13 protein-coding genes are annotated in these 26137 nt (G+C 72.9%); 5 read left to right on the top strand and 8 right to left on the bottom strand.

Annotation, left to right across the window (positions count from 1 at the left end):
* Window positions 1–318: 318 nt before the first annotated feature.
* On the bottom strand, window positions 319–5844 hold the full coding sequence (pulA, locus tag ACZ5WK_RS06335; RefSeq protein ID WP_465545521.1) for a pullulanase-type alpha-1,6-glucosidase: 5526 nt from the start codon (window positions 5842–5844) through the stop codon (window positions 319–321).
* A 320-nt stretch (window positions 5845–6164) separates the two neighbouring features.
* Between pulA and ACZ5WK_RS06330 the strand changes: the two genes are divergently transcribed.
* Entirely contained in the window at window positions 6165–7130 is a 966-nt protein-coding gene (locus ACZ5WK_RS06330) for a phosphatase PAP2 family protein (RefSeq protein WP_465545519.1), read from the top strand.
* A gap of 132 nt (window positions 7131–7262) precedes the next feature.
* Here ACZ5WK_RS06330 and ACZ5WK_RS06325 read toward each other — a convergent pair whose 3' ends face one another.
* The 3 genes from ACZ5WK_RS06325 to ACZ5WK_RS06315 all read right to left on the bottom strand — a co-directional run bounded on the left by ACZ5WK_RS06325 (window position 7263) and on the right by ACZ5WK_RS06315 (window position 13417).
* Window positions 7263–10298, bottom strand: coding sequence for a bifunctional [glutamine synthetase] adenylyltransferase/[glutamine synthetase]-adenylyl-L-tyrosine phosphorylase (locus tag ACZ5WK_RS06325; protein ID WP_465545517.1), 3036 nt, complete (start codon window positions 10296–10298; stop codon window positions 7263–7265).
* Window positions 10299–10541: 243 nt separating this feature from the next.
* Window positions 10542–11783, bottom strand: coding sequence for a hypothetical protein (locus ACZ5WK_RS06320; protein ID WP_465545515.1), 1242 nt, complete (start codon window positions 11781–11783; stop codon window positions 10542–10544).
* Window positions 11784–12055: 272 nt separating this feature from the next.
* Window positions 12056–13417, bottom strand: a complete 1362-nt coding sequence (locus ACZ5WK_RS06315; RefSeq protein ID WP_396319490.1) for a glutamine synthetase family protein — start codon at window positions 13415–13417, stop codon at window positions 12056–12058.
* Window positions 13418–13568: 151 nt separating this feature from the next.
* Between ACZ5WK_RS06315 and ACZ5WK_RS06310 the strand changes: the two genes are divergently transcribed.
* A complete protein-coding gene (locus tag ACZ5WK_RS06310) occupies window positions 13569–15350 on the top strand; it encodes an NAD+ synthase (RefSeq protein ID WP_465545512.1) in 1782 nt (593 codons plus the stop codon).
* Between the two features lie 7 nt (window positions 15351–15357).
* Here ACZ5WK_RS06310 and ACZ5WK_RS06305 read toward each other — a convergent pair whose 3' ends face one another.
* The 3 genes from ACZ5WK_RS06305 to ACZ5WK_RS06295 form a co-directional block, all read right to left on the bottom strand.
* Window positions 15358–16314 carry an endonuclease/exonuclease/phosphatase family protein gene (locus tag ACZ5WK_RS06305; protein ID WP_465545934.1) on the bottom strand — a complete coding sequence of 319 codons (957 nt, stop codon included), beginning with the start codon at window positions 16312–16314 and terminating at the stop codon, window positions 15358–15360.
* A gap of 579 nt (window positions 16315–16893) precedes the next feature.
* Window positions 16894–17526, bottom strand: coding sequence for a TetR/AcrR family transcriptional regulator (locus ACZ5WK_RS06300; protein WP_396319493.1), 633 nt, complete (start codon window positions 17524–17526; stop codon window positions 16894–16896).
* A 220-nt stretch (window positions 17527–17746) separates the two neighbouring features.
* The gene (locus ACZ5WK_RS06295) at window positions 17747–19375 is read right to left on the bottom strand and encodes a DHA2 family efflux MFS transporter permease subunit (RefSeq protein WP_465545510.1); all 1629 of its coding nucleotides are present in this window, start codon (window positions 19373–19375) and stop codon (window positions 17747–17749) included.
* 360 nt (window positions 19376–19735) lie between these two features.
* On the opposite strand from ACZ5WK_RS06295, the gene panB reads away from it, so the two are divergent.
* The 3 genes from panB (at window position 19736) to ACZ5WK_RS06280 (ending at window position 22635) form a co-directional block, all read left to right on the top strand.
* On the top strand, window positions 19736–20605 hold the full coding sequence (panB, locus tag ACZ5WK_RS06290) for a 3-methyl-2-oxobutanoate hydroxymethyltransferase (protein ID WP_396319495.1): 870 nt from the start codon (window positions 19736–19738) through the stop codon (window positions 20603–20605).
* A gap of 189 nt (window positions 20606–20794) precedes the next feature.
* On the top strand, window positions 20795–21826 hold the full coding sequence (locus tag ACZ5WK_RS06285) for an ATP-binding cassette domain-containing protein (RefSeq protein WP_465545507.1): 1032 nt from the start codon (window positions 20795–20797) through the stop codon (window positions 21824–21826).
* Window positions 21823–22635 carry an ABC transporter permease gene (locus ACZ5WK_RS06280; protein WP_396319497.1) on the top strand — a complete coding sequence of 271 codons (813 nt, stop codon included), beginning with the start codon at window positions 21823–21825 and terminating at the stop codon, window positions 22633–22635. The genes ACZ5WK_RS06285 and ACZ5WK_RS06280 overlap by 4 nt, the downstream gene beginning before the upstream one ends.
* Window positions 22636–22759: 124 nt before the next feature.
* Here ACZ5WK_RS06280 and ACZ5WK_RS06275 read toward each other — a convergent pair whose 3' ends face one another.
* Entirely contained in the window at window positions 22760–26101 is a 3342-nt protein-coding gene (locus tag ACZ5WK_RS06275; protein ID WP_465545505.1) for an ATP-binding protein, read from the bottom strand.
* Window positions 26102–26137 lie beyond the last annotated feature (36 nt).

Here is a 26137-nt window from a genome sequence, read left to right as displayed (position 1 = left end):
GACAGATGCATGCCACGGATTGGCCGATTAGCTACCGGGCCCGTTCATCCGCCAGGCGGGCATTCGTGTTACAGGCACACAAATTCTCGAAGACGGTTTTCATTACGATGGGAAGGTTCGATCACCCTCGGCGGCCACTGACCAGCACTCAGGGCACCTCGGACGTCCGGATGGTGGACGGCAGCGCCGCACGGGTGCGGCACGTCACCATTCAGGCCGTGCCAGGGTCGGATTTCGGCCATACCCGTCGGCGTCCGGTCCGGAACGCACCGGGCCCCGCTCCGCCGGCGGCGGAGCGGGGCCCTGCCGGGCGGCCCGTCAGTGCTGGACGAACACCGCCACGGTGCGGCCGGGCACGGTGAAGGTGCCGGTCGCGGCGTCGAATCCGGCCTGTCGGACCACCTGGTCCGCGCCGCCCGCCTGGACGGGGTGCAGCGCCTGCGCCGTCCCCTTCAGCGCGGCCACGGTCTGCCCCTGCGCGGCGGGCGTGGCGTTGAACACCACGGTGACGCCCTTCTCCGCGCCCGCCAGCCCGGTGCCGTCCAGGTGCAGCGTGATCACCCCGGGCGTCTCGCCGGCCGTGCCGGAGAGCGGGTAGGAGAGCCGCTGCTGCACGGCGGCGAGGGTGGGCAGCGAGAACAGCGGCGAGCCCTGCTTGATCTGCAGGAACTGCTGGTACTGCGCACTGGCCGCCCGGATGTCGGCGGCGCCCACCGTCAGCTTCGGGTCGGCCAGCAGGGACTTGGCGGCCGGCCACATCTCCTTGTTGTCCGCGGCCGGCGGCAGACCCCGGCCCCAGCCGTTGCCCTGCGCCGGGTCCCAGTGGATGGCGTTGAACCAGTCCCCGGAGTCGTAGGAGTTGGCATCCAGCGACTTGGAGCGCAGCAGGTCGCTGCCGGCCTGGGCGAAGCCCGGACCCTGGGTCAGCGCGGTCAGCGAGAGCGCCAGTGCCTGCATCCGGGCCCGGTCGGCGGGCGCGGTGCCGGCCGGCAGCTTGTACGCCAGCGCGTCGAACAGGTCGGCGTTGTCGTGCGCGTCCACGTACTCGACGGCCTCGCCGGGCTTGGCCGCGTAGCCGGTCGGGGCGCCGTTGTAGTCGACGCCCGCGCCGGTGACCGACTTACCGGAGCTGTCGGTGAAGCGGTAGCCGGCCAGGTTGCCGGTGAGCGCCACCTTCAGCTGGTCCATCTGCTTGAGCAGCCGGGCCTTCTGCTCCTCCGGGCTGCCGTTGGCGGGCGAGCCGTTCGGGTCGGTGAACAGCCCCGAGGCGAAGCCCTGCTGCGGGGCCGAGGAGAGCTGGAAGTTGCCGCCGCGCGCCGCGTCCCGGATCCGGTCGTCGAAGGTGGCGATGCCGGTGCCGGCCATGTTGAGCTGGGTGGCCTGCTCGAACCGGGCGTTGTCCGCGACGACACCGAAGTTCCAGCCCTCGCCGTAGAGGAAGACGTTCTTCCCGTCGACGCCGTCCGAGTCCGGGGTCATCTTCCGCAGCGCGGCCTGCACGTCCAGCATGGTGGACTTCGGGTCGAGGCCCATCAGGTCGAAGCGGAAGCCGTCCACCTTGTACTCGCGGGCCCAGGTGGTGACCGAGTCGACCACCAGGCGGTTCATCATGGCGTGCTCGGGCGCGGTGTCCGAGCAGCAACTGTCGGTCGTCACCTTGCCGTTGGCGTCGAGGCGCTGGTAGTAGCCGGGGACGACCCGGTCCAGCACCGAGTGCTCGGCCTGGCCGCTGGCCGCGGTGTGGTTGTAGACCACGTCCAGGACCACCCGCAGCCCGGCCGCGTGGATCGCCTGCACCATCTGCCGGAACTGCACGGTCCGCGCGGTGCCCCCGGGGTCGGTGGCGTACGAGCCCTCCGGCACGTTGTAGTGCAGCGGGTCGTAGCCCCAGTTGTAGGCGTCCTCGGCTGCCACGGCCGCCACGCACTCCTGCTGCTTCTCGCTGTCCGCCGCAAGGGACTTGAGGTCGCAGGCGGGCAGCTTCTGCTCGGCCCGGTTCTCCCGGATGGTGGCGATGTCGAAGGTCGGCAGCAGGTGGACGGTGGTCACGCCCGCCTTGGCCAGCTCGCGCAGGTGCTGCATGCCCGCCGACTGGGACTCGGTGAAGGCCAGGTAGGTACCGCGCTCGGCGGCCGGCACGGTGGTGTCCTCGACCGAGAAGTCCCGGACGTGCAGCTCCTGGATCTGCTGCTGCGCGGGCGGCACGGCCTTCGGGACGGTGTGGTTCTCCCAGCCCTGCGGCTTGAGCCCCTCGGCGGCGAGGTCGGCGACCAGGCTGCGCCTCGAGTCGGCGGAGAGGGCGACCGAGTACGGGTCGGTGACGGTGTTGACCACCAGCTTCTGGACGCTCGGCGCCCAGACCTTCACCTGGTACAGGTAGTACTTGCCGTCCAACTCGGCCTTGTCCCGGACGAGTTCCCAGACGCCGGTCTCGTCGTCCAGCTTCAGCGGCACCGTCTTCGGAGTTCCGCCGGCCGGGCCGTCGAAGAGCTGGACGGAGACCTCCTGCGCGGTCGGCGCCCAGACCGAGAGCGCCACCTTGCCGTTGTAGTACGCCGGGCCGAAGTCCACCCGGCCGGTGCGGCGCGCGTACAGGTCGTCGAGCACGCCGGGGGTCTGCACCCCGGTGGCGGCCAGGGCGGCGCCGCTGGGCATGTGCTCGGTGAAGAGCAGCTGGCTGCGGAGGGCCTGGGCGACCCGGCCGGTGTCCCGCGGGTCCACCGTGAAGGCGCGGTAGCCGGCCAGGTGCGGGAACTTGGCCTTCTGCGCGTCGGTGAGGCCGCCGGGGGCGGGCGTCAGCCGGATCCACTGGCCGGGCCTGCTCAGTACGCCCTTGTCGGCCGTGATGGCACCCTCGGGGTCGTACACCAGCTGGGCGCTGGTCCCCCCGGCCAGGGCGGCGTCGGCCGCACCGTAGGCGGCCGGGACGACCACCGTCCGGGCGTCGATCCACTGGGCCTTGGCCGAGCCGAGGTCCAGCTGCGAGGAGGCCGCGGCGTTCTGCGGCAGCAGGTAGCCCTCGCGGCCGCCGAGGATCCAGACCTCGCGGCCGTTGACGGCGAGGTCCAGCGACTGGTCGCCCGGCAGGTCCTTGTCGTTGCCCTTGTGCAGGATGTAGCTGAGGCTGGTCGCGCCGGGGGCCAGCGGCACCTCGAAGACGGCGCCGAAGGCGTCGCGGCGCACCGGCTGCAGCGGGTTGCCCCAGTCGGTGGGGTTGGCGGCGCCGGTCCAGTCGTGCAGGCCCCAGCCGTCGTAGTCGCCGTCGGCCCGGTTGTAGTGGATCACCGCGGTGTCGGCGGGCTGGGTGTTCACCGGTCCGGGGTTGGCCGTCCGGACGGCCTGGTCCCCCTCCTTGAGCCAGATCTCACCGCCCGCGCCGACATCGAGATGGCGGTCGGCGTCCACGTCCTTGACGCCGTCCTTCTCCACGATGAAGCCCACGTCGGAGGCGCCCGGCTTCAGCTTCACGTAGGCGAAGGCGCCGTACGCGTCCCGGCCGGTGAAGCCGTGCCCGGCCGGCCAGGGGGTCGCCTCGCCGTCCGCGAGGTCGCCCCAGGCGTAGAGGTTCCAGCCGTCGTAGTCGCCGTTCTTGCGCTGGTAGTGCACGACGGCGTACGGGCGGGCGGTGGCGCTGGGCACCGGCTTGGGTGCGGGGGCGCCGGTGGTGAAGCTGCCGGTGGCGGAGCGCAGGTGGCCGGACGAGTCCTGCACCACGGCCTTGTACCGGACCACCGTGCCGGGGGCGACGGTGCTCAGGTCCTGGGTGACCTGGAAGAGCCTGTGGCCGTCCGGGCCGGACCTGCCCGTGTCGGAGGTGCCGAGCACCTGCCAGGGCGCGTCGCCGACCTGTGCGGCGAAGGAGACCCGGTTGAAGCCGCCGCCGTCGACATCGGCGCCGATGGTGACGGAGCCGGACGAACCGTCGGCCGGGACCTTCACCCCGATCGCCGGCGCGGCCGCGACGGGGGCCGGCCGGCCGGCCGCCTTGAGGACGACGGACGACAGCGCCGGCACGGTGACGGTGACCCTGCGGTCCGCGCCGCTGGTCAGCCGCTCCCCCGCCGCCGGGTAGATCCGGTCGAAGCCCTGGCCCGCGGAGAAGGTGTCGAGGGTGACGGTCTTCGCCTCGGTCGCGTTGTTGACCGCGACCAGGTACTCGATCTGCTGCCCGGCGTCGATCCGGGAGAAGGCGTACACGCCCGCGCCGTCCGCGGCGTACCGCTCGATCTGGGCGCCGTCGGCGAGCGCCGGGTGGTCGCGCCGCAGCTTGGCCAGCCCGGCGATGCCCTGGTAGAGCTCGCCGCCCTGTCCGTAGCGGTCGGCGGAGCCGGCGGTGCCGCCGAGCACCCGGTCGCTGTTGTAGGAGGGGGTCTGCGAGGCGAAGAGGTCCTGCCGGGCGTCCTTGTCGCCGCCCGCGCCGGTGAAGCCCTGCTCGTCGCCGTAGTAGACGACGGGCTGGCCGCGGGTGAGGAACTGCAGCTCGTTGCCGAGGCGGTCCTTCTTCAGCAGGGTAGCCTCGTCGGCGCCCTGGTTGTCGCTGAGCAGGAAGGAGCCGAAGCGGCCCATGTCGTGGTTGCCGAGGAAGGTGGGCAGCTCGTAGGCGTCGGTGTCGGCGGTGGTGTAGCGGTAGTCCTGCCCGTACACGTCGGCGAGGCCGGAGGCCGGGCCGCCCTGCGAGACGTAGGAGCGGGCGGCGTTCTGGAACGGGAAGTCCAGCGTGGCCTGGAGCCTGCCCTTGGTGACGTACGGCGAGGTGACCGCCGGGTCGCCGGAGTAGACCTCGCCGAACATGAAGAACTTCTTGTTGCCCTGCTTGGCCGCGAAGTCCTTGAGCGCGGGCGCCCACTGCTGCCAGAAGGCCATGTTGACGTGCTTGACGGTGTCGATCCGGAAGCCGTCCACACCGGCGTCCTTGACCCACTGCTGGTAGACCTTCTCGAAGCCCTGCACCACCTTGGGGTTCTGGGTGTCGAGGTCGTCCAGGCCGGAGAAGTCGCCCTCGGTGGCGGACTCGCCGACGAAGGTCGAGTCGCCCCGGTTGTGGTAGAGCGCGGGGTCGTTGAGCCAGGCCGGGGTCTTGGCGGTGGCGTCGGCCGGCTTGCGGAAGACCGGGCTGTACGGGAACGAGTCCTTGGTCAGCTTCGGCCAGGCGGCGCCGGCGTCGGCCACCGCGGTCTCGTCGACCGGCCGGCCGTCGGCGTCCAGCACCGGGTAGGCGCCGGCGGACCGGTAGCCGTACTGCTGCTGCTGGTAGTCGATGACGTCGGCGGTGTGGTTGGTGATGACGTCGAAGAAGACCTTGATGCCCCGCTGGTGCGCCTTGGCTATCAGCTCCCTGAGCTGCTCGTTGGTGCCGAAGTGCGGGTCGACCTGGGTGAAGTCGGTGATCCAGTAGCCGTGGTAGCCGGCCGAGGCGTTCTCGCCCGTGCCCTGCACCGGCTTGTTCTTGAAGATCGGCGCCATCCAGATGGCGGTGGTGCCGAGGTTCTGGATGTAGTCGAGCCGCTGGATCAGGCCGGCGAGGTCGCCGCCGTGGTAGAAGCCCTTGTCGGCGGCGTCGAGGCCGTGGTCCAGCCGGCTGCCGACGATCCCACCGGTGTCGTTGGCGTGGTCCCCGTTGGCGAACCGGTCCGGCAGGACGAAGTAGAACTGCTCACGGGTGAGGTCGTGGCGGCCGGCGGTGGCGGCGAGCGCGGCGTCCGACGGCGGGGCGGGCGGGGCGGCGGCGAACACGGCCGGGGCGGTGCCGAGGGTGGCGGCGGTCAGCGAGGCGGCGAGCAGCACGGCCGTCCGGCCGGGTCTGCGGGTGGTGCCGCGGCGGCGCCGGGGCGGGACATCGGCCACTGAGGGCTCCCTGCGGGGGAAAGGGGTGATCGAGTTGCCAGGACGCTAGCGGGCTGCAATATGTTTCAGCAAGATGCAGAAACCGTTTCGTTCGGGGAAAATCCGCTCGCCGTACCGCACCCCGACCCCCCGATTGCGCCGGTCGATCCACCCGGCGTGACAATGGGACGTATGCCCGTCCCGCCGGTTAGCACCAGACCCAGCCTCACCCCCTACCCCGGTGGGAGAAACCCCCTAACCCTCAAGGGGGACAGCCGGTGAAGAATCCACTTCCAGAGGATGAGCAGACGGCTACGGGACGTCTGGCAGACTTCTCGGTCATGGGGGAACCAACCGAGATCCAGCAGCCCGGCGCCGAGCACGCCGACGCGGCCCACGGCGGCGGTTCCGAACCGGCCCCGGCCGGGCTCGGCCGGATGCCCGACGGAGCCACCCGCGCGGCCCAGACCCGCTCGGCGGCGCTTCGCAACCGCGTCCGCGAGCAGCGCCGCTCGCCGGCCCGGCCACGGATCTGGTTCGAGCTGGCGCTGATCGGGATCAGCTACTGGGTCTACTCCCTCGTGCGCAACGCGGTACCCGAGCAGGAGGCCACGGCCCAGAAGCACGCGAGCCTCATCTGGGACTTCGAGCAGAGCCTCGCAGTCGCGATCGAGCGCTCGGTGAACCACGCGGTCGACAAGGTCTCGTGGCTGATCGTCGGGATGAACTACTACTACGCGACGCTGCACTTCATCGTGACCATCGGCGTCCTGGTCTGGCTCTACCGCCGGCACCCGGGGCGCTACGTCGCGGCCCGCACGGTGCTCTTCGTCACCACCGGCATCGCGCTGGTGGGCTTCTACTTCTTCCCGCTGGCGCCGCCCCGGCTGATGACCGACGGCGGGTTCATCGACACCCTGAAGGTCCACAACACCTGGGGTTCGATGGCCTCCGGGCCGGCCACGCACGTCTCCAACCAGTACGCGGCGATGCCCTCGATGCACATCGGCTGGTCGATGTGGTGCGGTCTGGCGATCTTCTTCCTGGCCCGCCGGACATGGGTCCGGGTGCTCGGCCTGCTCTACCCGGCGGCCACCCTGCTGGTGATCATCTCCACCGCCAACCACTTCTGGATGGACGCGGTCGGCGGTGAGCTCTGCCTGCTGGTGGGCTTCCTCGCGGCCCGCTGGCTCTACTACGTCTGGCCGTACAAGCTGCCGAGGGTCCCGGCCCGGGAGACGGCGCAGGAGCCGATCACCGTCCCCGAGCAGTGGAGCTCCCCCGAGGTGAGCGCCGGGCGGCGCTGACCCCGCACCCCGCGTACGCGTCCCGTACGCCCCTCGTACGCCCGTCATACCGACGGAAGGGCCCGGTGAGCGATCACCGGGCCCTTCCGCACCCCCCGAGCGGCGGTCACCCGTACTGCGTGGCGAGCCGCCTCACCCGTAGAACAGCCGCTCCACCACCGCCCGGGCCCGCCGGGTGGTGCGCCGGTAGTCGTCCACCAGCTCGCCGCTGTGCCCGGCTCCGTAGCCCAGGTAGCGGGCCACCCCGGCCAGCTCCCGGGCGTCCGCGGGGAAGCTGTCCCCCGGCCGCCCGCGCACCAGCATCACCGCGGACCGCACCCGCGACGCCAGCACCCAGGCGGCGTCCAGCACCGCCGCGTCCTCCCCGCCGACCAGCCCGGCCTCGGCGGCGGCCGCCAGCGCGGCCCTGGTCCGCGTCGTCCGCAGGGCCGGCAGCTCGTGCCCGTGCTGGAGCTGGAGCAGCTGGACGGTCCACTCGACGTCGGCCAGCCCGCCCCGCCCGATCTTGGTGTGGGTGGTCGGGTCGGCCCCGCGCGGCAGCCGCTCGGCCTCGATCCGGGCCTTGATCCGGCGGATCTCCACCACGTCCCGCTCCGGCACGCCGGCCCCCGGGTACCGCAGAGGGTCGATCAGCTGCCGGAACCGCGTGCCCAGCTCCTCGTCCCCGGCCACCGGCTCGGCCCGCAGCAGCGCCTGGCTCTCCCAGGCGTGCGACCAGCGCCGGTAGTACGCCGCGTACGAGGCCAGGGTGCGCACCAGCGGGCCGTTGCGGCCCTCCGGGCGCAGGTCGGCGTCGACCTCCAGCGGCGGCTCGGTGGACGGCGCCGCCAGCAGCGCGCGCAGCTCGTGGCAGACCGCCTGGGCGGCCTTCGCGGCGTCGTGCTCCAGCGAGCCGAGCAGCGGCTCGTGGACGAAGAGCACGTCCGCGTCGGAGCCGTAGCCGAGCTCGTGCCCGCCGAACCGGCCCATGGCGATCACCGCGATCCGGGTCGGCAGGCCGCCGTTCCGGGCCTCCCAGCCGGCGATACAGGCCCGCAGCGCGCCCTGCATGGTGGCCGCGTTGAGCGCGGTGAGCGCCTCCCCGGCGGCCTCCAGGCCCTCGGCGGGATCGTCGCCGAGCCGGCCGAGCACGTCGGCGGCGGCCGTGCGGAACAGCTCGCGGCGCCGCACCGAGCGGGCCGCGGCGACCGCCGCGCCGGTGGTGTCGGCCCGGCCGACGGCGGCCAGTATCTCCTGCTCCAGCCCGGCCCGGCCGCGCGGCACCAGGCCCTGCGGGTCGCCCAGCATGGCCACCGCCTCGGGGGCGCGCAGCAGCAGGTCGGGGGCGAGCCGCCCGGCCGAGAGGACGCGGGCGAGCTGTTCGGCGGCGGCGCTCTCGTCGCGCAGCAGCCGCAGGTACCAGGGGGTGCGGCCGAGCGCGTCGGAGACCTGGCGGAAGTTGAGCAGCCCGGCGTCCGGGTCGGCGGAGTCGGCGAACCAGCCGAGCAGCACCGGCAGCAGCGTCCGCTGGATGGCGGCCTTGCGGCTGACGCCGGAGGCCAGCGCGGAGAGGTGGCGCAGCGCGGCGGCCGGGTCGGCGTAGCCGAGCGCCTCCAGCCGGGCCCGGGCTGCGTCCGGGGTGAGGCCGGCCGCACCGGCCGGCAGCTCGGCGACGGCGTCCAGCAGCGGCCGGTAGAACAGCTTCTCGTGCAGCCGGCGCACCTCGACGGCGTGCCGCTTCCACTCCCTCTGGAGGGCGGCGACCGGGTCGGCCCGGGTGTCGTCGTTGATCAGCGGGGCGAGCGAGCGGGCCAGCCGGCGCAGGTCCTCCGCGCCCTTGGGCATCAGGTGGGTGCGGCGGAGCCGGTGCAGCTGGATGCGGTGCTCCAGCGAGCGCAGGAAGCGGTAGGCGGTGTCGAGGGAGGCGGCGTCGGCCCGGCCGACGTAGCCGCCCCGGGAGAGCGCGGCGAGCGCCTCCAGGGTGTTACCGCTGCGCAGCGCCGGGTCGGTGCGGCCGTGCACCAGCTGGAGCAGCTGGACGGAGAACTCGACGTCGCGCAGCCCGCCGGGGCCCAGCTTGAGCTGGCGGTCCAGCTCGGTGGCCGGGATGGAGTCGATCACCCGGCGGCGCATCTGCTGGACGTCGGCGACGAAGTTCTCGCGGGCGGCGGCCTGCCAGACCATCGGTTCCAGCGCGGCCAGGTAGTCGGCGCCCAGCTCGGCGTCGCCGGCCACCGGGCGGGCCTTGAGCAGGGCCTGGAACTCCCAGGTCTTGGCCCACCGCTGGTAGTACGCCTGGTGGCTGGCCAGGGTTCGGACCAGCGGGCCGTTGCGGCCTTCCGGGCGCAGGTTGGCGTCCACCGGCCAGATGGTGCCCTCGCCGGTGGTGTCGCCGCAGAGCCGGGTGATCGCGGCGGCGAGCCGGGTGGCGGCCTTGAGCGCCTCGTGCTCGTCGACGCCCTCCTGCGGCTCGGCGACGAAGATCACGTCCACGTCGGAGACGTAGTTGAGCTCGCGCCCGCCGCACTTGCCCATGCCGATGACGGCGAGGCGGCAGGCCCGGGCGGCGTCCGGATCCTGCTGGGCGGCGACGTCCAGGGCGGTCTGCAGGGTGGCGCCGGCCAGGTCGGCGAGTTCGGCGGCGGTCTGCGCGAGGTCGGTGGTGCCGGTGAGGTCGCGCGCGGCGATGGCCAGCAGGCAGCGGCGGTAGGCGACCCGCAGCGCGTCCGCCCGGGCGGCGCCGTCGTCCCGGACGGCGCCGTCCCGGACGCCCTGCTGGAGGGCGCGCCGGAAGTCGTCCGGGCCGGGGTGCATGTCGCGCAGCTCGAACGTCACCAGGGCGTGCCAGTCGTGCGGGTGGCGGGCCAGGTGGTCGGCGAGCGCGGTGGACGCCCCGAGAACGCCCAGCAGCCGGTCGCGCAGCGGCTTCGAGGTGGTCAGGGTGTCGCGCAGGGTGTGCCGGTCCGGCGCGTCGGCGGCCTCCAGCAGGCGGGCCAGGCCGAGCAGGGCGAGGTCCGGGTCAGCGGTGGCGCCGAGCGCGTCCAGCAGCACCGGATCGTCGGCCAGCCCCTCCAGGCCGGGCCCGGCGAGCAGCCGGACGGCCTGCGCCGGATCGGTGAACCCGCGCCGGACCAGCCTGATCTCCGGCCGGCTGATCCGGCTCCCGGCCCGCTGCTCCTCCACCGCCATGGCCCCTCCATCCGCCCGCTCAGCAGGTTACGCGCCCCCGCGGCTCCGCGCCGGACGTGACCGCGGACCGGACCCACCCGGCCGCCGGTGGACCGACCGGAGGGGCCCGGCCGCCGGCGGGGACGTGTCGGCTTGCCCGCCCGTTCGCAGCCGTCCCGGCCAAACGACCGGGACGGCTGCCCGCCGGACAGTCACGCGGTGCGACTCGTGCACGCTACCCGGCACCCCGAGGGACGGGCTCGGTCATGCCCGCCGTCGGCCGAGCCGCATCGCTGCCGCACCCGCCGCGACGAACGCGGCCGCCAGGCCGAGCAGGATCGGCGTGTTCTGGGTGCCCGTCTCGGCGAGCTCGCCGTGGTGGTGCCCGGCCGAGTACTGCTCGTCCGCCGCACCCTGGTGCCCGGCCGAGCTCTGCTCGTCCGCCGCACCCTGGTGACCGGCCGCGTGCTCCCCACCCCCACCGTGCTGCCCGGCCTTCCCCCCATGCTCGCCACCGCCGTGGTGGGCCGTCTTGCTCGGCGTCCGCTCCTTCGCGACCAGGTTGACCTTGTTCACGTTCAGGTTGTGCGAGGCCTGGTGGTTGGCCTTGCCCTGCTTGTTGGACAGGTCGTTGTCCTGACTCTGGTGGTTGGACAGGTTGTTGGCCTGCGAGGCCGACTGGTTGTTCTGCGCCGAGTTCTGCGCGCTGTTCTGCGCGGAGTTGTTCGAGTTGCTGGCGGCGCTGTTGTTCGCGCTGTTGTTGAGGTTGTTCGTGACCACGTTCTGCACGTTGACGGTCACGTTGACGTCCTGGCCCTGGCCCTGGCCCTGAGCCTGACCCTGCTGGCCGCTCTGACCCTGCCCCTGGTCTTGACCGCCAGGACCACCCTGGCCCTCGTGGCCGCCGTGGTCGCCGTGACCCTCGTGACCGCCGTGGTCACCGTGCCCCTCGTGACCGCCGTGGTCACCGTGGTCATCGGGGGGGCAGACACAGTCGGAGGCACCGTGATCGCCGGGGTGGCCGTGCCCACCCTCGTCGCAGTGCTCGCGGGTACCGGCCGACAAACCCTTGGGGAGCACGAGCTTCGGCGGCTGAGCCATCGGCCGGCCGCGCTCGGGACTGCCCTCGCCCGGCTGAACCGAGTCCTCCTGCTCGGCGACGGCGTCAACGGAGTCCGCGTCGGCCGGCTCCGCGAGGTCCGGCGCCGGGCTGTCGGCCGCGGCGTCGCCGGTCTCGTTGTCGCTGTCGGCCCGGTGGGCCGGGCGGACCACCGGCGCGGAGTACACGGTGCTGCGACCGGTGAAGGTCCAGGCGCCGGCGGCCGAGCCGGTGTCCTCCTCCGCCAGGCGCAGGAGGCTGTTGACCCATTCGCCCCGGGCCCCTGCCGTTTCAGAGGCGGCGCCGTGGTCGACGAGGGGCGAAGCGTAGGCCGTGCCGCCGGTGCCCCACGCGAGGGCGGCCGAGGCGATTCCGGACAGAACCAGGGTGGTGATTCGAGTACGCATGACACTCCAGGATGATCCGCAAGACGGATCTTCTGAATACGCTCCCCCGTCACCCCGTCGCGGTTCGCACCGCTGCAGAGTAAGCACAATGGCCCAAGGAATTAGCGTGAGCGGGGGACGCCGTCCGGGCAGCCCGCCCCTCCTCGCGGCCCGCACCTGCCGACAGCGGCCCCCGGCTGCTCCGGGACGGCGCCGGCGCGGGAACCGGGCCCCGCCAAAGCAGAGTGGGCCTGCTCCGATCGGAGCAGGCCCACTCGACAGTTGATGAAGCGTCACAGCACCTGGAGGTTCTTCCGCAGCTCGAAGGGGGTGACCTCGGAGCGGTACTCCTCCCACTCCTGGCGCTTGTTGCGGAGGAAGAAGTCGAACACGTGCTCGCCGAGGGTCTCGGCGACCAGCTCGCTGCGCTGCATCAGGTCGATGGCCTCGCCGAGGTTCTGCGGCATCGGCTGGATGCCGAGGGCGCGGCGCTCGGAGTCGGTGAGCGCCCAGACGTCGTCGTCGGCGCCGGGCGGGAGTTCGAGGCCCTCCTCGATGCCCTTGAGGCCGGCGGCGAGGGTGACGGCGTAGGCGAGGTAGGGGTTGCAGCCGGTGTCGAGGGAGCGGACCTCGATCCGGGTGGAGCCCTGCTTGCCCGGCTTGTACATCGGGACGCGGATCAGCGCGGAGCGGTTGTTGTGGCCCCAGCAGATGTAGGACGGGGCCTCGCCGCCGGCGCCGGCGGTGCGCTGGGAGCCGCCCCAGATCCGCTTGTAGGAGTTCACCCACTGGTTGGTGACGGCGGCGGTCTCCGCGGCGTACTTCAGCAGGCCGGCGATGAAGGAGCGGCCCACCTTGGAGAGCTGGTACTCGGCGCCGGACTCGTGGAAGGCGTTGCGGTCGCCCTCGAAGAGCGACAGGTGGGTGTGCATCCCGGAGCCGGGGTGGTCGGAGAACGGCTTCGGCATGAAGGTCGCGTGCACGCCCTGCTCCAGCGCGACCTCCTTCATGACCAGGCGGAAGGTCATGATGTTGTCGGCGGTCGAGAGCGCGTCGGCGTAGCGCAGGTCGATCTCCTGCTGGCCGGGGGCGCCCTCGTGGTGGGAGAACTCCACCGAGATGCCCATCGACTCCAGCATGGTGATCGCCTGGCGGCGGAAGTCGTGGCCGACCCCGCGCGGGGTGTGGTCGAAGTAGCCGGACTGGTCGGCGGGGATCGGCGGGGTGCCGTCACCGGGCAGGTTCTTCAGCAGGAAGAACTCGATCTCGGGGTGGGTGTAGAAGGTGAAGCCCAGGTCGGACGCCTTCTCCAGGGTGCGCTTCAGCACGAACCGCGGGTCGGCGAAGGAGGGCGAGCCGTCGGGCATCAGGATGTCGCAGAACATCCGGGCCGTGCCGGGCGTCTCCGAGCGCCACGGCAGGATCTGGAAGGTGGTCGGGTCCGGCTTGGCGATCATGTCGGACTCGTAGACCCGGGCGAAGCCCTCGATCGCCGAGCCGTCGAAGCCGATGCCCTCTTCGAAGGCCTGCTCCAGCTCCGCCGGCGCCACCGCCACCGACTTCAGGAACCCGAGCACGTCGGTGAACCACAGCCGGACGAAACGGATGTCACGCTCTTCGAGCGTCCGAAGCACGAACTCCTGCTGCTTGCCCATGGGGACAGTCTCACCTCTGCTCTTTACGTTCGTGTTACGCCCGGAAACCACCCGAAAGCGACTGACCCCATCATGGCGGATCACCGGCTCCGAGGGCAGTGGCGACCCCCGCCCGAGACATTGCGTCAGATAGACGATTACACTCCGAAGCATGCCCAATCTGCGTCTCGCCCTGAGCCAGACCGACCCGTGGGTCGGTGACATCGCACGCAACGGCGATGAGGTGGTGCACTGGACCAAGCGGGCCGCCGAGGCCGGCGCCCAGCTGGTCGCGTTCCCCGAGATGGCCCTGACCGGGTACCCGGTCGAGGACCTCGCCCTGCGCCGTTCGTTCGTCGAGGCATCCCGGTCCGCGCTGGTCGAGCTCGCCGCCCGGCTGGCCGCCGAGGGGCTGGGTGAGCTGCCGGTGGTGGTCGGCTACCTCGGCCGCTCCGAGCACGCCTCGCCGCGGTTCGGCCGCCCGGCCGGGTCGCCGCAGAACTGCGCGGCCGTGCTCCACCGGGGCGAGGTGGTCACCCGGTTCGCCAAGCACCACCTGCCCAACTACGGCGTGTTCGACGAGTTCCGCTGGTTCGTCCCCGGCGACCAGCTGCCGGTGCTGCGGCTGCACGGGGTGGACGTCGCGCTGGCGATCTGCGAGGACATCTGGCAGGACGGCGGCCGGGTGACCGCCGCCCGCGAGGCCGAGGCCGGCCTGCTGCTGGTGATCAACGGCTCGCCGTACGAGCGCAACAAGGACGACGTCCGGCTGGAGCTGGTGCGGCGCCGCGCCGCCGAGGCGGGCTGCCCGCTGGCGTACGTCAACATGGTCGGCGCCCAGGACGAGCTGGTCTTCGACGGCGACTCGATCGTGGTCGGCGCCGACGGCGAGGTGCTGGGCCGCTCCCCGCAGTTCGAGGAGCACCTGCTCGTCCTCGACCTGGAGCTTCCGGCCGCGAGCAGCGACCACACCGACGGACTGCTGCTCAGCGACGGCCTGCACCTGGTCCGCACCGAGCTGGACGGCGAGCCGCTGCCGGCGCCCGCCGTCGGGGCATCCGCGGCCGAAGGCCGGGGGACGGTACGGGCCGAGGTCGCCCCCCGCCTCTCGGACGAGGCCGAGATCTGGGCCGCGCTCGTCTCCGGCACCCAGGCGTACGTGCGCAAGAACGGCTTCCGCTCGGTGCTGATCGGCCTCTCCGGCGGCATCGACTCGGCACTCGTGGCGGCCGTCGCGGTGGACGCGATCGGCGCCGAGAACGTGTACTGCGTCTCGATGCCGAGCCGGTACTCCTCGGAGCACTCGAAGGACGACGCGGCCGAGCTGGCCCGCCGTACCGGGCTGCACTTCCGGACGGTTTCGATCGCGCCGATGTTCGATGCCTACCTGGCGGCCACCGAGCTGACCGGCCTGGCCGAGGAGAACCTGCAGTCCCGGCTGCGCGGCACGCTGCTGATGGCGATCTCCAACCAGGAGGGGCACATCGTGCTCGCGCCCGGCAACAAGAGCGAGCTGGCGGTCGGCTACTCCACCCTGTACGGCGACTCGGTCGGCGCGTTCGGGCCGATCAAGGACGTCTACAAGTCGCTGATCTTCCGCCTCGCCCGCTGGCGCAACGAAGAGGCCGAGCGGCGCGGCGAGGTCCCGCCGATCCCCGAGAACACGATCAGCAAGCCGCCGTCCGCCGAGCTGCGGCCGGACCAGAAGGACACCGACTCGCTGCCCGACTACGACCTGCTGGACACCGTGCTCGACCTCTACGTCGAGGGTGACCAGGGCCGGGACGCGATCGTGGCGGCCGGCTTCGACCCGGCCGTGGTGGACCGGGTGGTCCGGCTGGTCGACACCGCCGAGTACAAGCGGCGGCAGTACCCGCCGGGCCCGAAGATCTCGGCCAAGGGCTTCGGCCGGGACCGCCGCCTCCCGATCACCAACCGCTGGCGCCGGGGCTGAGCGACCCCTAGTACCTGTAGGTGGCGGCCACCGCGAGGTGGTCGCTGCCGTCCCGGCCCAGGGTGCGGGAGTCGGTGGGCTGCAGGCCGCCCTTGCTCATGATCTGGTCGATCCGGGCCATCGGGAGGGACGCCGGCCAGCTGAAGCCGAAGCCGTCGCCGGCCGCGCCCTGGGCCGAGCGCATCTGCGAGGTGACCGGCGCCAGGCTTCGGTCGTTCATGGTGCCGTTGAGGTCGCCGAGCAGCAGCACCTTCTTCAGCTGCTCGGCCTGGATGGCGTCGCCGAGGGCCTGCGCGCTGGCGTCCCGCTGGTTGACGGTGAAGCCGCCCTCGGCCTTCAGCCGGACGGAGGGCAGGTGCGCGACGTACACCGCGACCGGGCCCTGCGGGGTGGCGACCTGGGCGCGGAAGGCCCGCGTCCAGCCCATCTTGATGTCCACCACCGAGACCCCGCTGATCGGGTACTTGGACCAGAGGCCGACGGTGCCCTCCACCGCGTGGTACGGGTAGGCGTCGGCCAGCCCGGTCTCGTAGCTGCGCAGCGCCCTGCCGGCCAGTTCCTGCAGGGCGACGACCTGCGCGCCGGACTCCTTCAGCAGCTTCACCGTGGCCTGCGGGTCGGCGTTGGCGGCGGCCACGTTGTGGCTGACCACCGTCCAGTCGCCGGTGCCGCCGCTCTTGTCACTGAGCAGACCGCCGAACATGTTGAACCAGATCACCACCGGCAGCAGCAGCGCGACCAGGGCGGTCGCGGAACGGCGCAGCAGGGCGGGCACCAGCAGCGCCGGGACGGCGAGGCCGAGCCAGGGCAGGAAGGTCTCCAGCAGGCTGCCGAGGTTGCCGGCTCCGTTGGGCACCTCGGAGTGGAAGGCCAGCAGGGCCGCGGTGAACAGGGCGAGGGCGGCGACGACCAGGCCGCGCCGCCAGGTGGTGCTGCCCCGGCCGTCCCGGCCCCAGCCGCGCAGGCCCAGGAAGCCCGCGCCGGTGGGGCCCGAGCCGCCGGAGCTCCCGGAGCCGGGGCCGACCGGGCCGCTGGGGCCGTCAGGGCGGTCGCCGGCACCGACCGGGCCGTCAGGGCGGTCGCCGGCACCGACCGGGCCGTCAGGGCGGTCGCCGGCACCGACCGGGCCGTCAGGGCGGTCGCCGACGCCGTCGGCGGTGGCCGGGCCGCTGCCCTCCGCCGCCGGTGCCCCCGTCCGGTCAGCCCTGTCCGCCTGCACCATGCCGTGGCTCCCGTCGTTCGTCCCGCCTGCCGGTCCGGCACCCGACGCCGCCGGTGGGCGGGCACGGTGCCGGACTGGTGCCGGTTTGATCGGATTCCCGGCTCAGCCTATGCCGGGACAGACGCGGGGCCGGTGGAGCGGGGTTCCGGCGTGGCCCGGTTTGGTGAGCCAGGCCACGCCGGGGGCCGTAAAGGGGGCCGCGAGCATCCGGACCGGACAGTTCCGGAACGAAGGGCTCCGGATTTGCCCGCTCCGGGACGAGGAGCTCCGGCACGAGGAGCTCCGGGACGAAGGGCTCCGGGAGCTGCCGGTCAGCCCCGGTCAGCCCCGGGCCGCCGGGCCGGCCAGGCCCTGGAGCAGGGCGTCGACCATCCGGGGGGCCAGTTCGGGGTCCTCCAGGTCGGAGTCGTCCCAGAGGATGCTGCGGTAGAGGATCGGGCCCAGCAGCAGGTCACCGAGCAGTTCCTCGTCGAGGTCGGAGCGGAGCTCGCCCTCGTCGATGCCGCGTTGGATCACCTCCCGCGCCAGCTGGCGCCGAGGCATGATCACCCGCTCGCGGTACGCGCTGTGCAGCTCCGGGAGGCCCTGCATCTGGCTGAGCGCGGCTTTGAGCACCCAGCGCGTGCGCTTGGCCAGGCCGCGCAACCGCATGTACTCGATCATCGAGACCAGGTCGTCCCGCGCGCTGCCGCCGGTGGGCTCGGGCACCGGGGTCTCCAGCCGGCTGACCATGTCGACCAGCAGGGCCTCCTTGTTGGGCCAGCGGCGGTAGATGGTGGCCTTGCCGACGCCGGCGGCGGTGGCGATGCCCTCGATGGTCAGCTCGGACAGGCTGGTGCCGGCCGCCATCAGCTCCTCCACCCCGGCGAAGATGGCCTGCTCGGCCGCCTCACTGCGCGGGCGGCCCCGTCGCGGGTTGGTGCAGTCCGGCTCGGCCGTGGTGTCCGTCTTCATCCCCGCTCTTCTCCCTGGGTCTTGCGGGCGCGAGGCGCCGTTCCCACTCCCGATTGTCGTCCGCCGGCCGGGCCGGTGGGGCCTGGGTGCGGACGACGGCCCTGCCCGTCCGGACGCGGCCGGCCGGGCAGGGCCCCTATTGTCGCGCAGCCCGGTCGCGCCTCGGTCGCGCCCAGCCGCAGGTCAGGCACCGGCGGCCGGGTCGGGCACCGTGGCCGGGTCAGGCGCCCGCGGCCTCGGTCTCGCGCGCCGGGCCGGCCGCCTTCTCCGGGGAGGGCGCGCCGCCCGGCGCACCGCTGGGGCCGCCCGCCGGGATCCGGCCGGGGAGCAGGAACCAGGCGAACAGGGCGCCCACCACGGTGATGCCGGCGGAGAGACCGGCCACCACGTGCATGGCGTTGATGAAGGAGTCGTTGGCCGGGCCGATCAGCGCGGCGCCCTGCGGGCCGAGCCGGTCGGCGACGGCCAGGGTGGCCTCCAGGGACTCCCCCGCCTTCTCGCGCAGCGCCTCGGTCGGCAGCTGGTCCAGCTTGTCGGCCATGCCGTCGCGGTAGACGGTGGAGAGCACCGCGCCGAGCACGGCGACCCCGAGCGAGCCGCCGACCTGCCGGAAGGTGTTGTTGACCGCCGAGCCCGCGCCGGCCTTCTCGCGCGGCAGGGAGCCCATGATCGCGACGGTCACCGGCGGCATGACGTGTGCCATACCGGCGCCCATCAGGAAACCGAGCACCACCAGGATCCAGATCGGGGTGGTCGCGTCCAGCATCAGGTAGCCGAGGAAGCCGACCGCGATCAGTGCCATGCCGCCGGCACAGGTGGCGCTGACACCGAAGCGGTCGACGACCAGCCGGGCGCGGGGCGCGAACATCAGCTGGGCGACGGCCAGCGGCAGCATCAGCAGGCCGGCCTGGAGCGCGCTGTAGCCGCGCACGCTCTGGGTGTAGAAGACGCCGAAGAAGGAGACGCCCATCAGCGCGAAGAAGACCACGCCGACGACGACCACGGAGGCGCTGAACACCTTGTTGCGGAACCAGCTGACGTCCAGCGCGGGGTGCGCGGTACGGCGCTCGAACCAGACGAAGGCGGCCAGTGCGGCCACGCCGACCAGGATCGGCACCCAGGCGCCGGGAGCGGTGAAGTCGGCCAGCTCGCCGCCCTTGATGATGCCGTAGATCAGCGCGACCAGGCCGATGATCGAGAGCAGCACGCCGACGGGGTCGAGCCGGCCCGGGTTCGGGTCCTTGGACTCGGGCACCAGCAGCACCATCGCGATCACCGAGACGATCACGATCGGCACGTTGACCAGGAAGACCGAGCCCCACCAGAAGTGCTCGATCAGCAGGCCGCCGGTGATCGGGCCGATGGCGATGGCCAGACCGACCGCGCCGGCCCAGATGCCGATCGCCTTGGGCTGCTCGGAGCGCTCGAAGACGTTCATGATGATGGCCAGCGTCGCGGGCATCGCCAGCGCGCCGCCGACGCCCATCAGGGCGCGGTAGCCGATGAGTTCACCGGGCGAGGCGGCCATCGCGGAGAGCAGCGAGGCTATGCCGAAGACGACCATGCCGGCCAGCAGGGAGCGCTTGCGGCCGAAGCGGTCGCCGAACAGGCCGGCCGTGAACAGCAGCCCGGCGAAGACCAGGGTGTACGAGTTGATCGACCATTCCAGGTCGCTCTGGCTGGCGCCGAGGCCGGTGGGCGCCGGGGAGGCGATGGTCTTCATCGCGACGTTGAGGATCGAGTTGTCGAGGACGACGACGAGCAGGGCGAGCACGAGGGTGCCCAGGATCGCCCAGCGCCGGCGGTGGATGGCTTCCGGCACGCGAGGTGGCGCGACTGCGGTGGTCATTGCGGTTCCCGTCCGTGGTGGCGTGACACTGGCGGGCAATTCCGAGCCGCAAGCGTCTCGTAACCCCCTGGGTCAGCGTAGCGCTATTTTCGATACGAGACGAGCCCGTTTCGTAAAGTGCGGGCAAAGGCCTCCTCCGGGGGCCGGGCGCCGTACGCCGGGGCCCGGTGTGCCGTACGCCGGGGGCCGGTGTGCCGTACGCCGGGGCCCGGTGTGCCGTACGCCGGGGCCCGGTGTGCCGTAGATCGCACCGCACCCGCGGCACGCCTCTTTGCGGCTGTGCCGGGGCGTGCAAGCATGGAGGTGATCCGGGGACGCCACACGGCGCCACGAGACGACAACCCTTCAGGAGCCTGTTCGATGAACGCTTCTTCGCCTTCGCCTGCCCAGAACCAGGCGTCGACCGCCACGCTCTACGGCGGGGTCACCAACCGCCGCGTCACCGTCCGCGACCTCGCCGCCGCCAAGCAGCGCGGGGAGAAGTGGTCGATGCTGACCGCCTACGACGCCCTCACCGCGGGCGTCTTCGACGAGGCCGGCACCCCCGTCCTGCTGGTCGGCGACTCGGCGGGCAACTGCCACCTCGGCTACGAGACCACCGTCCCGGTGACCATGGATCAGATGGTGATGCTCTCCGCCGCCGTCGTCCGCGGCACCAAGCGGGCCATGATCGTGGCCGACCTGCCGTTCGGCTCCTACCAGGAGTCCCCCGCGCAGGCCATGCACAACGCCGCCCGGCTGATGAAGGAGGCCGGGGTCGGCGCGGTCAAGCTGGAGGGCGGCGAGCGCAGCGCCCGCTCGATCGAGCTGCTGGTCGAGGCCGGCATCCCGGTGATGGCGCACATCGGCCTCACCCCGCAGTCCGTGCACGCCTTCGGCGGCTACCCCGTCCAGGGCCGCGGCGACGAGGCGGCGCACCAGCTGCTGCGCGACGCCAAGGCCGTCCAGCAGGCCGGCGCGTTCTCCGTCGTCCTGGAGGCCGTGCCCGCCGAGCTGGCCGCGCAGGTCACCGAGCAGCTGTCGATCCCGACCGTCGGCATCGGCGCGGGCGTGGACACCGACGCCCAGGTCCTGGTCTGGACGGACATGGCCGGCATGACGGCCGGCCGGGTGCCGAAGTTCGTCAAGCAGTACGCCAACCTGCGGGCCGTCCTCGGCGAGGCCGCCCGCGCGTTCGCCGACGACGTGCAGTCCGGCGCCTTCCCGGCCCCCGAGCACACCTTCCACTGACGGAGGGACAGGGCCCCGCTCTCCCCAGGTCCCCGGGGCCGGAGCGGGGCCCTTGGCCTGCCCCGCCCACCGCCGGCGGCGGCCGCTGTCGGCGGCGCGACAGCGGGATGACAGCGGGACGACACCGGGACGGCGGCGCCGGCCGGGCGGTGACAGCCCGCTGACAGCGGAGCCGGACAGCCTGGAGGCATGACAAGCATCGCCACCGCCCCGAACGACCGGGGGCCCGCCACGGGCAACGCCGTGGAGGTCCGCGGCATCGTCAAGCACTACGGCGCCACCAAGGCCCTCGACGGAGTCGACCTCACCGTCCGCGAGGGCACCGTGCTCGGCGTCCTCGGCCCCAACGGCGCCGGCAAGACGACCCTGGTCCGCGTCCTCTCCACCCTGATCAAGCCCGACGCCGGCACGGCCGTCGTCGGCGGCTACGACGTCCTGCGCCAGCCCAAGCAGCTGCGCCGCACCATCGGCCTCACCGGCCAGTACGCCTCCGTCGACGAGATGCTCTCCGGGTACGAGAACCTCTACCTGATCGGCCGGCTGCTCGACCTCTCCCGCCAGGACGCCAAGGCCCGCGCCGCCGAGCTGCTGGAGCGCTTCTCGCTCACCGAGGCCGCCAAGCGGGTCGCCAAGACCTACTCCGGCGGCATGCGCCGCCGCCTCGACCTGGCCGCCAGCATGATCGGCCGTCCCCGGGTGCTCTACCTGGACGAGCCCACCACCGGCCTGGACCCGCGCACCCGCAACGAGGTCTGGGACGAGGTGCAGCGGATGGTCGCCGAGGGCTCCACCGTGCTGCTCACCACCCAGTACATGGAGGAGGCCGAGCAGCTCGCCGACGAGCTGACCGTCATCGACAGGGGCCGGGTGATCGCCGCCGGAGGCGTGGCCGAACTCAAGGCCCAGGTCGGGGGGCAGACCCTGCAGGTCCGCGCGGCGCACCCGGCCGAACTGCCCGAGATGGCCCGCTGCCTCCAGGAGACCGGCAGGGCCGAGGCCACCTTCTCCGCCGACACCGGGCTGCTCTCGGTGCCGATCACCGGCGAGGACCAGCTCACCACCGTGATCGGGGTGCTCGGCACCCGGGGCTTCGCCATAGCCGGGATCGACACCAAGGTCCCCAGCCTGGACGAGGTCTTCCTCGCGATCACCGGCAAGCCCGCGACCGCCACGGCGCCCGCGGCGACCACCCCCAGCCTCGCCAAGGAGCCCGTCGCATGACCACCGCAACCGTCTCCCCCGCCCGGGTGGAGGACACCCGGATCGGCCTGGCCGGAAACCTGCGCCACGTCGGTGCGCTGACCCGCCGCAACCTTATGCGGATCAAGGCGGACCCGGAGTCGATGTTCGACGCCGTGCTGATGCCGATCATCTTCACCGTGCTCTTCGTCTACGTCTTCGGCGGCGCGATCGCCGGCGGCCAGGACGCCTACAAGCAGTACATGATCCCCGGCCTGCTCGGGCAGACCGGCCTCACCCTGGCGATGGCCGTCGGCACCGGGCTGAACAGCGACTTCCAGACCGGGGTGATGGACCGCTTCCGCACCCTGCCGATCGGCCGGTCCTCCGTCCTGCTCTCCAAGATCGCCGCGGAGACCTTCCGGGCGTTGGTCTCCTTCACCATCCTGATCGGCTTCGCGCTGATCCTCGGCTTCGAGGTGAAGACCGGACCGCTGGAGCTGCTGGCCGCAATCGGTCTCTCGCTGGTGTTCGGCATGTCGATCGTCTGGATCTCGATGCTGCTCGGCATGGCGATGAAGAGCGCCCAGGCCGTCCAGGGGGTCTCCATGCTCGTCCTGATGCCGATGCAGTTCGGCAGCTCGATCTTCGCCGAGCCCAGCACCATGCCGGGCTGGCTGCAGTCCTTCACCAAGGTGAACCCGCTCTCGGCGCTGGCCGACGCCTGCCGGGCGCTGCTCAACGGTGAGGGTGCGGTGGCCCACCCGGTGCTCATCGTGCTGGGCTGGTCGGTGGGCGTCACCGCGGTCTTCGCGCCGCTCGCGGTGGCCCGGTTCCGCAAGCGGACCTGAGGCCGCGCGCCGTGGACGGGCCGGCCGTCCGGCCCCGGGGGGACGGCCCCCGGGACCGGACGGCCGGCCCTTCGGTTCACCCCGGGGCCGGCCCTCAGCCCTCGGGAGGGCCGGCCGGCCCCGGTCAGCCGATCAGGTCGTCCAGCAGGACCTTGGTCTGCTGCGAGGTCAGGCCCTCGCCCGCGGCCAGGGCGCTCTCGTACGCGGCGTCACCCAACAGGCTCCGCAGGGCGGCGGCCGCGCGAGCGCGTTCCATCCGGTCCAGGTAACCGCCCTTCGGGCCGTTCAACCCGGTGTGTGCGCCGAGCAGCCGGGCGGCCGCCCGGGCCCGCTCCAGGTCCCCGTCGCGCTCGGCGAACGCACGCAGCACCCCGGCCACGGCCGGGACCACCATGACCGTCATCTGCTCCGCGAACCCGGATGCCGCCTCCATCGCGCCGAGCAGCCGCCGGCCTTCGCGGAGCAGGACAAGCCCCTCGTCCGGCTCGCCGGCGCGGGCCAGGACCCAGCCCCGGGCGGTGGTCAGCAGCCCGCTGACCACCCCGGGGGCGAAGCCGCCGACCCTGGTGCTGTCGAGCTTGTCCAGTTCGGCCAGCGCCTGGTCGTACTCGCCCCGCTGGGCGTGGACGCCGCAGAGCGTCAGACGGCCGAACAGCAGCGCGCCGGTGGTGGCCTGGTTCGCCCCGGGAGCGTCGATCCCGGCGATCGCGTCCCGGACGATCCGCTCGCCCTCCGCCATGTCCCGCTCCAGCACGGCACCGCCGAGGCTCACCCGCAGGATCGGCACCTCCTGCGGCGCGCCCAGCTCCTCGGCCAGCTCGATCGCCCGCTCGTACGCGGCGGCGGCCTCGTCGGCCATGCCCCGGTTGGCCAGCGACTCGCCGCGGGCCGCCAGCGCCTGGGAGATCCCCCAGAGGTTGCCGGCCTGGGTGTACAGCTCCAGGGACTTCTCTCCGTCCCGGGCACCCTGCTCCTCGCCACCGGGCCAGTCGTTCATCATCTTGGCCCGGATCTGCAGGATGAACGCCAGGTCGTTCGGCCCGCCGTGCTCCTCGCAGCCGCGGACCGCGTCGTCCACCAGGTCCTTCAGCAGATCCAGGCGGCCGGCCAGGAAGGCCCCGAACACCCGCATCAGCGCCGGGAAGCGGTAGGACTGCGGCAGGTCCGGGCTGTACGCGTCGAGCAGCCGCTGCGCGGTGGCGGTCGCCACCGGGTCGCCGAGGACCTCCAGGCTGCCCTCGAAGAGCCCGGCCAGGCGGTACAGGACGATCAGCCGGCGGGATTCCTCGATGACCCCCTCGGGCATCGGCAGGCCGTACGCGAGCACGTTCCGCTCCACCGGCACCGGTGCCGGTCCGTCCGGATCGAACGGGTCCGGGCCGAGCGCGGCCACCGCCTCGTACCAGTCACGGGCCTCCAGGCTGAAGCCGCGCAGCGACCAGTACCAGCTCATGCCGAGGGAGATCACGAGCGCCTGCTCCTCGTCCCGCAGGTCGACCGCGCGGCGCAGAGCCGCCCGGATGTTGTCCTGCTCGCGCGCCAGCACCCCCAGCCAGTGCAGCTGCTGCGGGCCGTGGACGCTCAGGTCGGCGGTGCTGACCAGCTCGCGGAAGTGCGCCAGGTGACGGCTCTCGGTGGCGCCGCGTTCGGCGGCCGACTCGGCCAGCCGCTCGGTCGCGTACTCGTGAATGGTCTCCAGCATCCGGTAGCGCGGCAGCCCCTCGCCGTCGAGGTCGGCCACCAGCAGGGACTTGTCGACCAGCGACAGCAGCTGGTCGGCGACCTCCTCGCGGGGCACCTCGACGTCGTCCGCGCATATCGCCTCGGCGTCCTCCAGCGTCCAGCCGCCGGCGAAGACCGAGAGCCGGCGCAGCACCGCCCGTTCGCGCTTGCCGAGGAGGTCCCAGCTCCAGTCGACCACCGCGCGCAGGGTCTGCTGGCGCGGCAGCAGGGTACGGCTGCCGCCGGTGAGCAACGCGAACCGGCCGTCCAGGCGGTCCGCGATCTGGCGGGCGGTCATCACCCGCAGCCGGGCGGCGGCCAGTTCGATGGCGAGTGGCAGGCCGTCCAGGCGCCGGCAGATCTCGGCGCACGCCTCCGGGTCGCTCTGCGGGTCGAAGCCGGAGCGGGCGGCGGCGGCCCGCTCGGCGAGCAGGCGCAGCGCCACCGGGTCGGGCAGCGGCTCGACCGGCAGGACGGTCTCTCCGGGCACGCCGAGCGGCTCGCGGCTGGTGGCGAGAACGGTGAGGCCGGGGCACTCGGCGAGCAGCCGGTCGACGAGATCGGCGGCGGCCTGGATCAGGTGCTCGCAGTTGTCCAGGACCAGCAGCATCTGGCGGTGGCCGCAGTGCTCGACCAGTCGGCGCACCGGGTCCTCGGCGCGCTTCTCCAGCACCTCGGCGACCATGCTGCCGCTGTGCAGCACGATCTCGCGCAGGCCGAGCGCGGAGACCACGGCGGCCGGGACGGCGGCCGGGCTCTCCAGCGGGGCGAGTTCGGCCAGCCAGACGCCGTCCGGCCAGCGCCCGGCGCCCTGTTCGGCGCGGCCGGCCTCGACCGAGAGCCTGGTCTTGCCGGAGCCGCCGGGGCCGGTCAGGGTGACCAGCCGGCTGCCGGTCAGGGCTCCGCGCAGGGCGGCCAGATCGTCCTCCCGGCCGACGAAGCTGGTCAGCCGGCCGCGCAGGTTGCCCGTACTGCGGGGCAGTGGGGCCGGCGGCGGCGCCTGCTCGCGCACCGAAGGCCCGACCGGCTCCACGGGTGCCAGCAACTCGGCGTAGAGGGACTGGAGTTGGCGACCAGGGTCGACGCCCAGCTCGTCCGCCAGGACCCGTCTGGTCCGCTCGTAGTGGCGCAGCGCCTCGGCGGTGCGCCCGCTCTCGCGCAGCGCCTGGACCATCAGGTACTGCAACGGCTCGTCCAGCGGCTGCTGTTCGCAGAGCTCGGCGAGTTCGGCGACCAGCTCGGCGGCCCGGCCGAGGCCGAGGTCGGCGGTGATCCGGTGGCGGCGGGCCTCGTCCCGCTGGACCTCCAGCCGGGTGGCGGGGCCGCTGCGGTCGGGCAGGTCGGCGAGGGCCGGGCCGCGCCAGAGCGCCAGGGAGGCCCTCAACTTCTCGGCGGCCAGAGCGTGGTCGGCCTCCTCCAGCGCCCGGCGGCCCTCGCCGGCCAGCCGCTGGAACTCGCCGAGGTCGGTGCGCGGCTCGGTCAGCCAGTAGCCGGCCGGGCCGGAGCCGACCCGGTCGCGGCCGAGGGTGCGGCGCAGCCGGCCGACCAGGGTCTGCAGGGCGGCGGAGGAGTCCTGCGGCGGCTCGGTGTCCCACACCTCGTCCACCAGGAGGTCGGCCGGCACCGGCCGCCCCTGCCGCAGGACCAGCGCGGCGAGCAGCGCCCGCAGCCGGGCCCCGCCGAGCGGGACGGGGGTGCCGTCGTCGTGGTGGGCCGTGGTGGTTCCGAGGATGCCGTAGTGCACCCGCCCATTCTGGTCGATGGCCGCCGCCGGCACGCA

The sequence above is a fragment of the Kitasatospora sp. NPDC032757 genome, from assembly GCF_055579305.1.
This window is presented reverse-complemented; position numbering and strand designations above follow the sequence as displayed.

Coding starts and splice junctions, on each gene's coding strand:
- ACZ5WK_RS06330 (WP_465545519.1), top strand. CDS start 6,165: ATGGGGGAACCAACCGAGATCCAGCAGCCCGGCGCCGAGCACGCCGAC.
- ACZ5WK_RS06325 (WP_465545517.1), bottom strand. CDS start 10,298: ATGGCGGTGGAGGAGCAGCGGGCCGGGAGCCGGATCAGCCGGCCGGAG.
- ACZ5WK_RS06320 (WP_465545515.1), bottom strand. CDS start 11,783: ATGCGTACTCGAATCACCACCCTGGTTCTGTCCGGAATCGCCTCGGCC.
- ACZ5WK_RS06315 (WP_396319490.1), bottom strand. CDS start 13,417: ATGGGCAAGCAGCAGGAGTTCGTGCTTCGGACGCTCGAAGAGCGTGAC.
- ACZ5WK_RS06310 (WP_465545512.1), top strand. CDS start 13,569: ATGCCCAATCTGCGTCTCGCCCTGAGCCAGACCGACCCGTGGGTCGGT.
- ACZ5WK_RS06300 (WP_396319493.1), bottom strand. CDS start 17,526: ATGAAGACGGACACCACGGCCGAGCCGGACTGCACCAACCCGCGACGG.
- ACZ5WK_RS06295 (WP_465545510.1), bottom strand. CDS start 19,375: ATGACCACCGCAGTCGCGCCACCTCGCGTGCCGGAAGCCATCCACCGC.
- panB (WP_396319495.1), top strand. CDS start 19,736: ATGAACGCTTCTTCGCCTTCGCCTGCCCAGAACCAGGCGTCGACCGCC.
- ACZ5WK_RS06285 (WP_465545507.1), top strand. CDS start 20,795: ATGACAAGCATCGCCACCGCCCCGAACGACCGGGGGCCCGCCACGGGC.
- ACZ5WK_RS06280 (WP_396319497.1), top strand. CDS start 21,823: ATGACCACCGCAACCGTCTCCCCCGCCCGGGTGGAGGACACCCGGATC.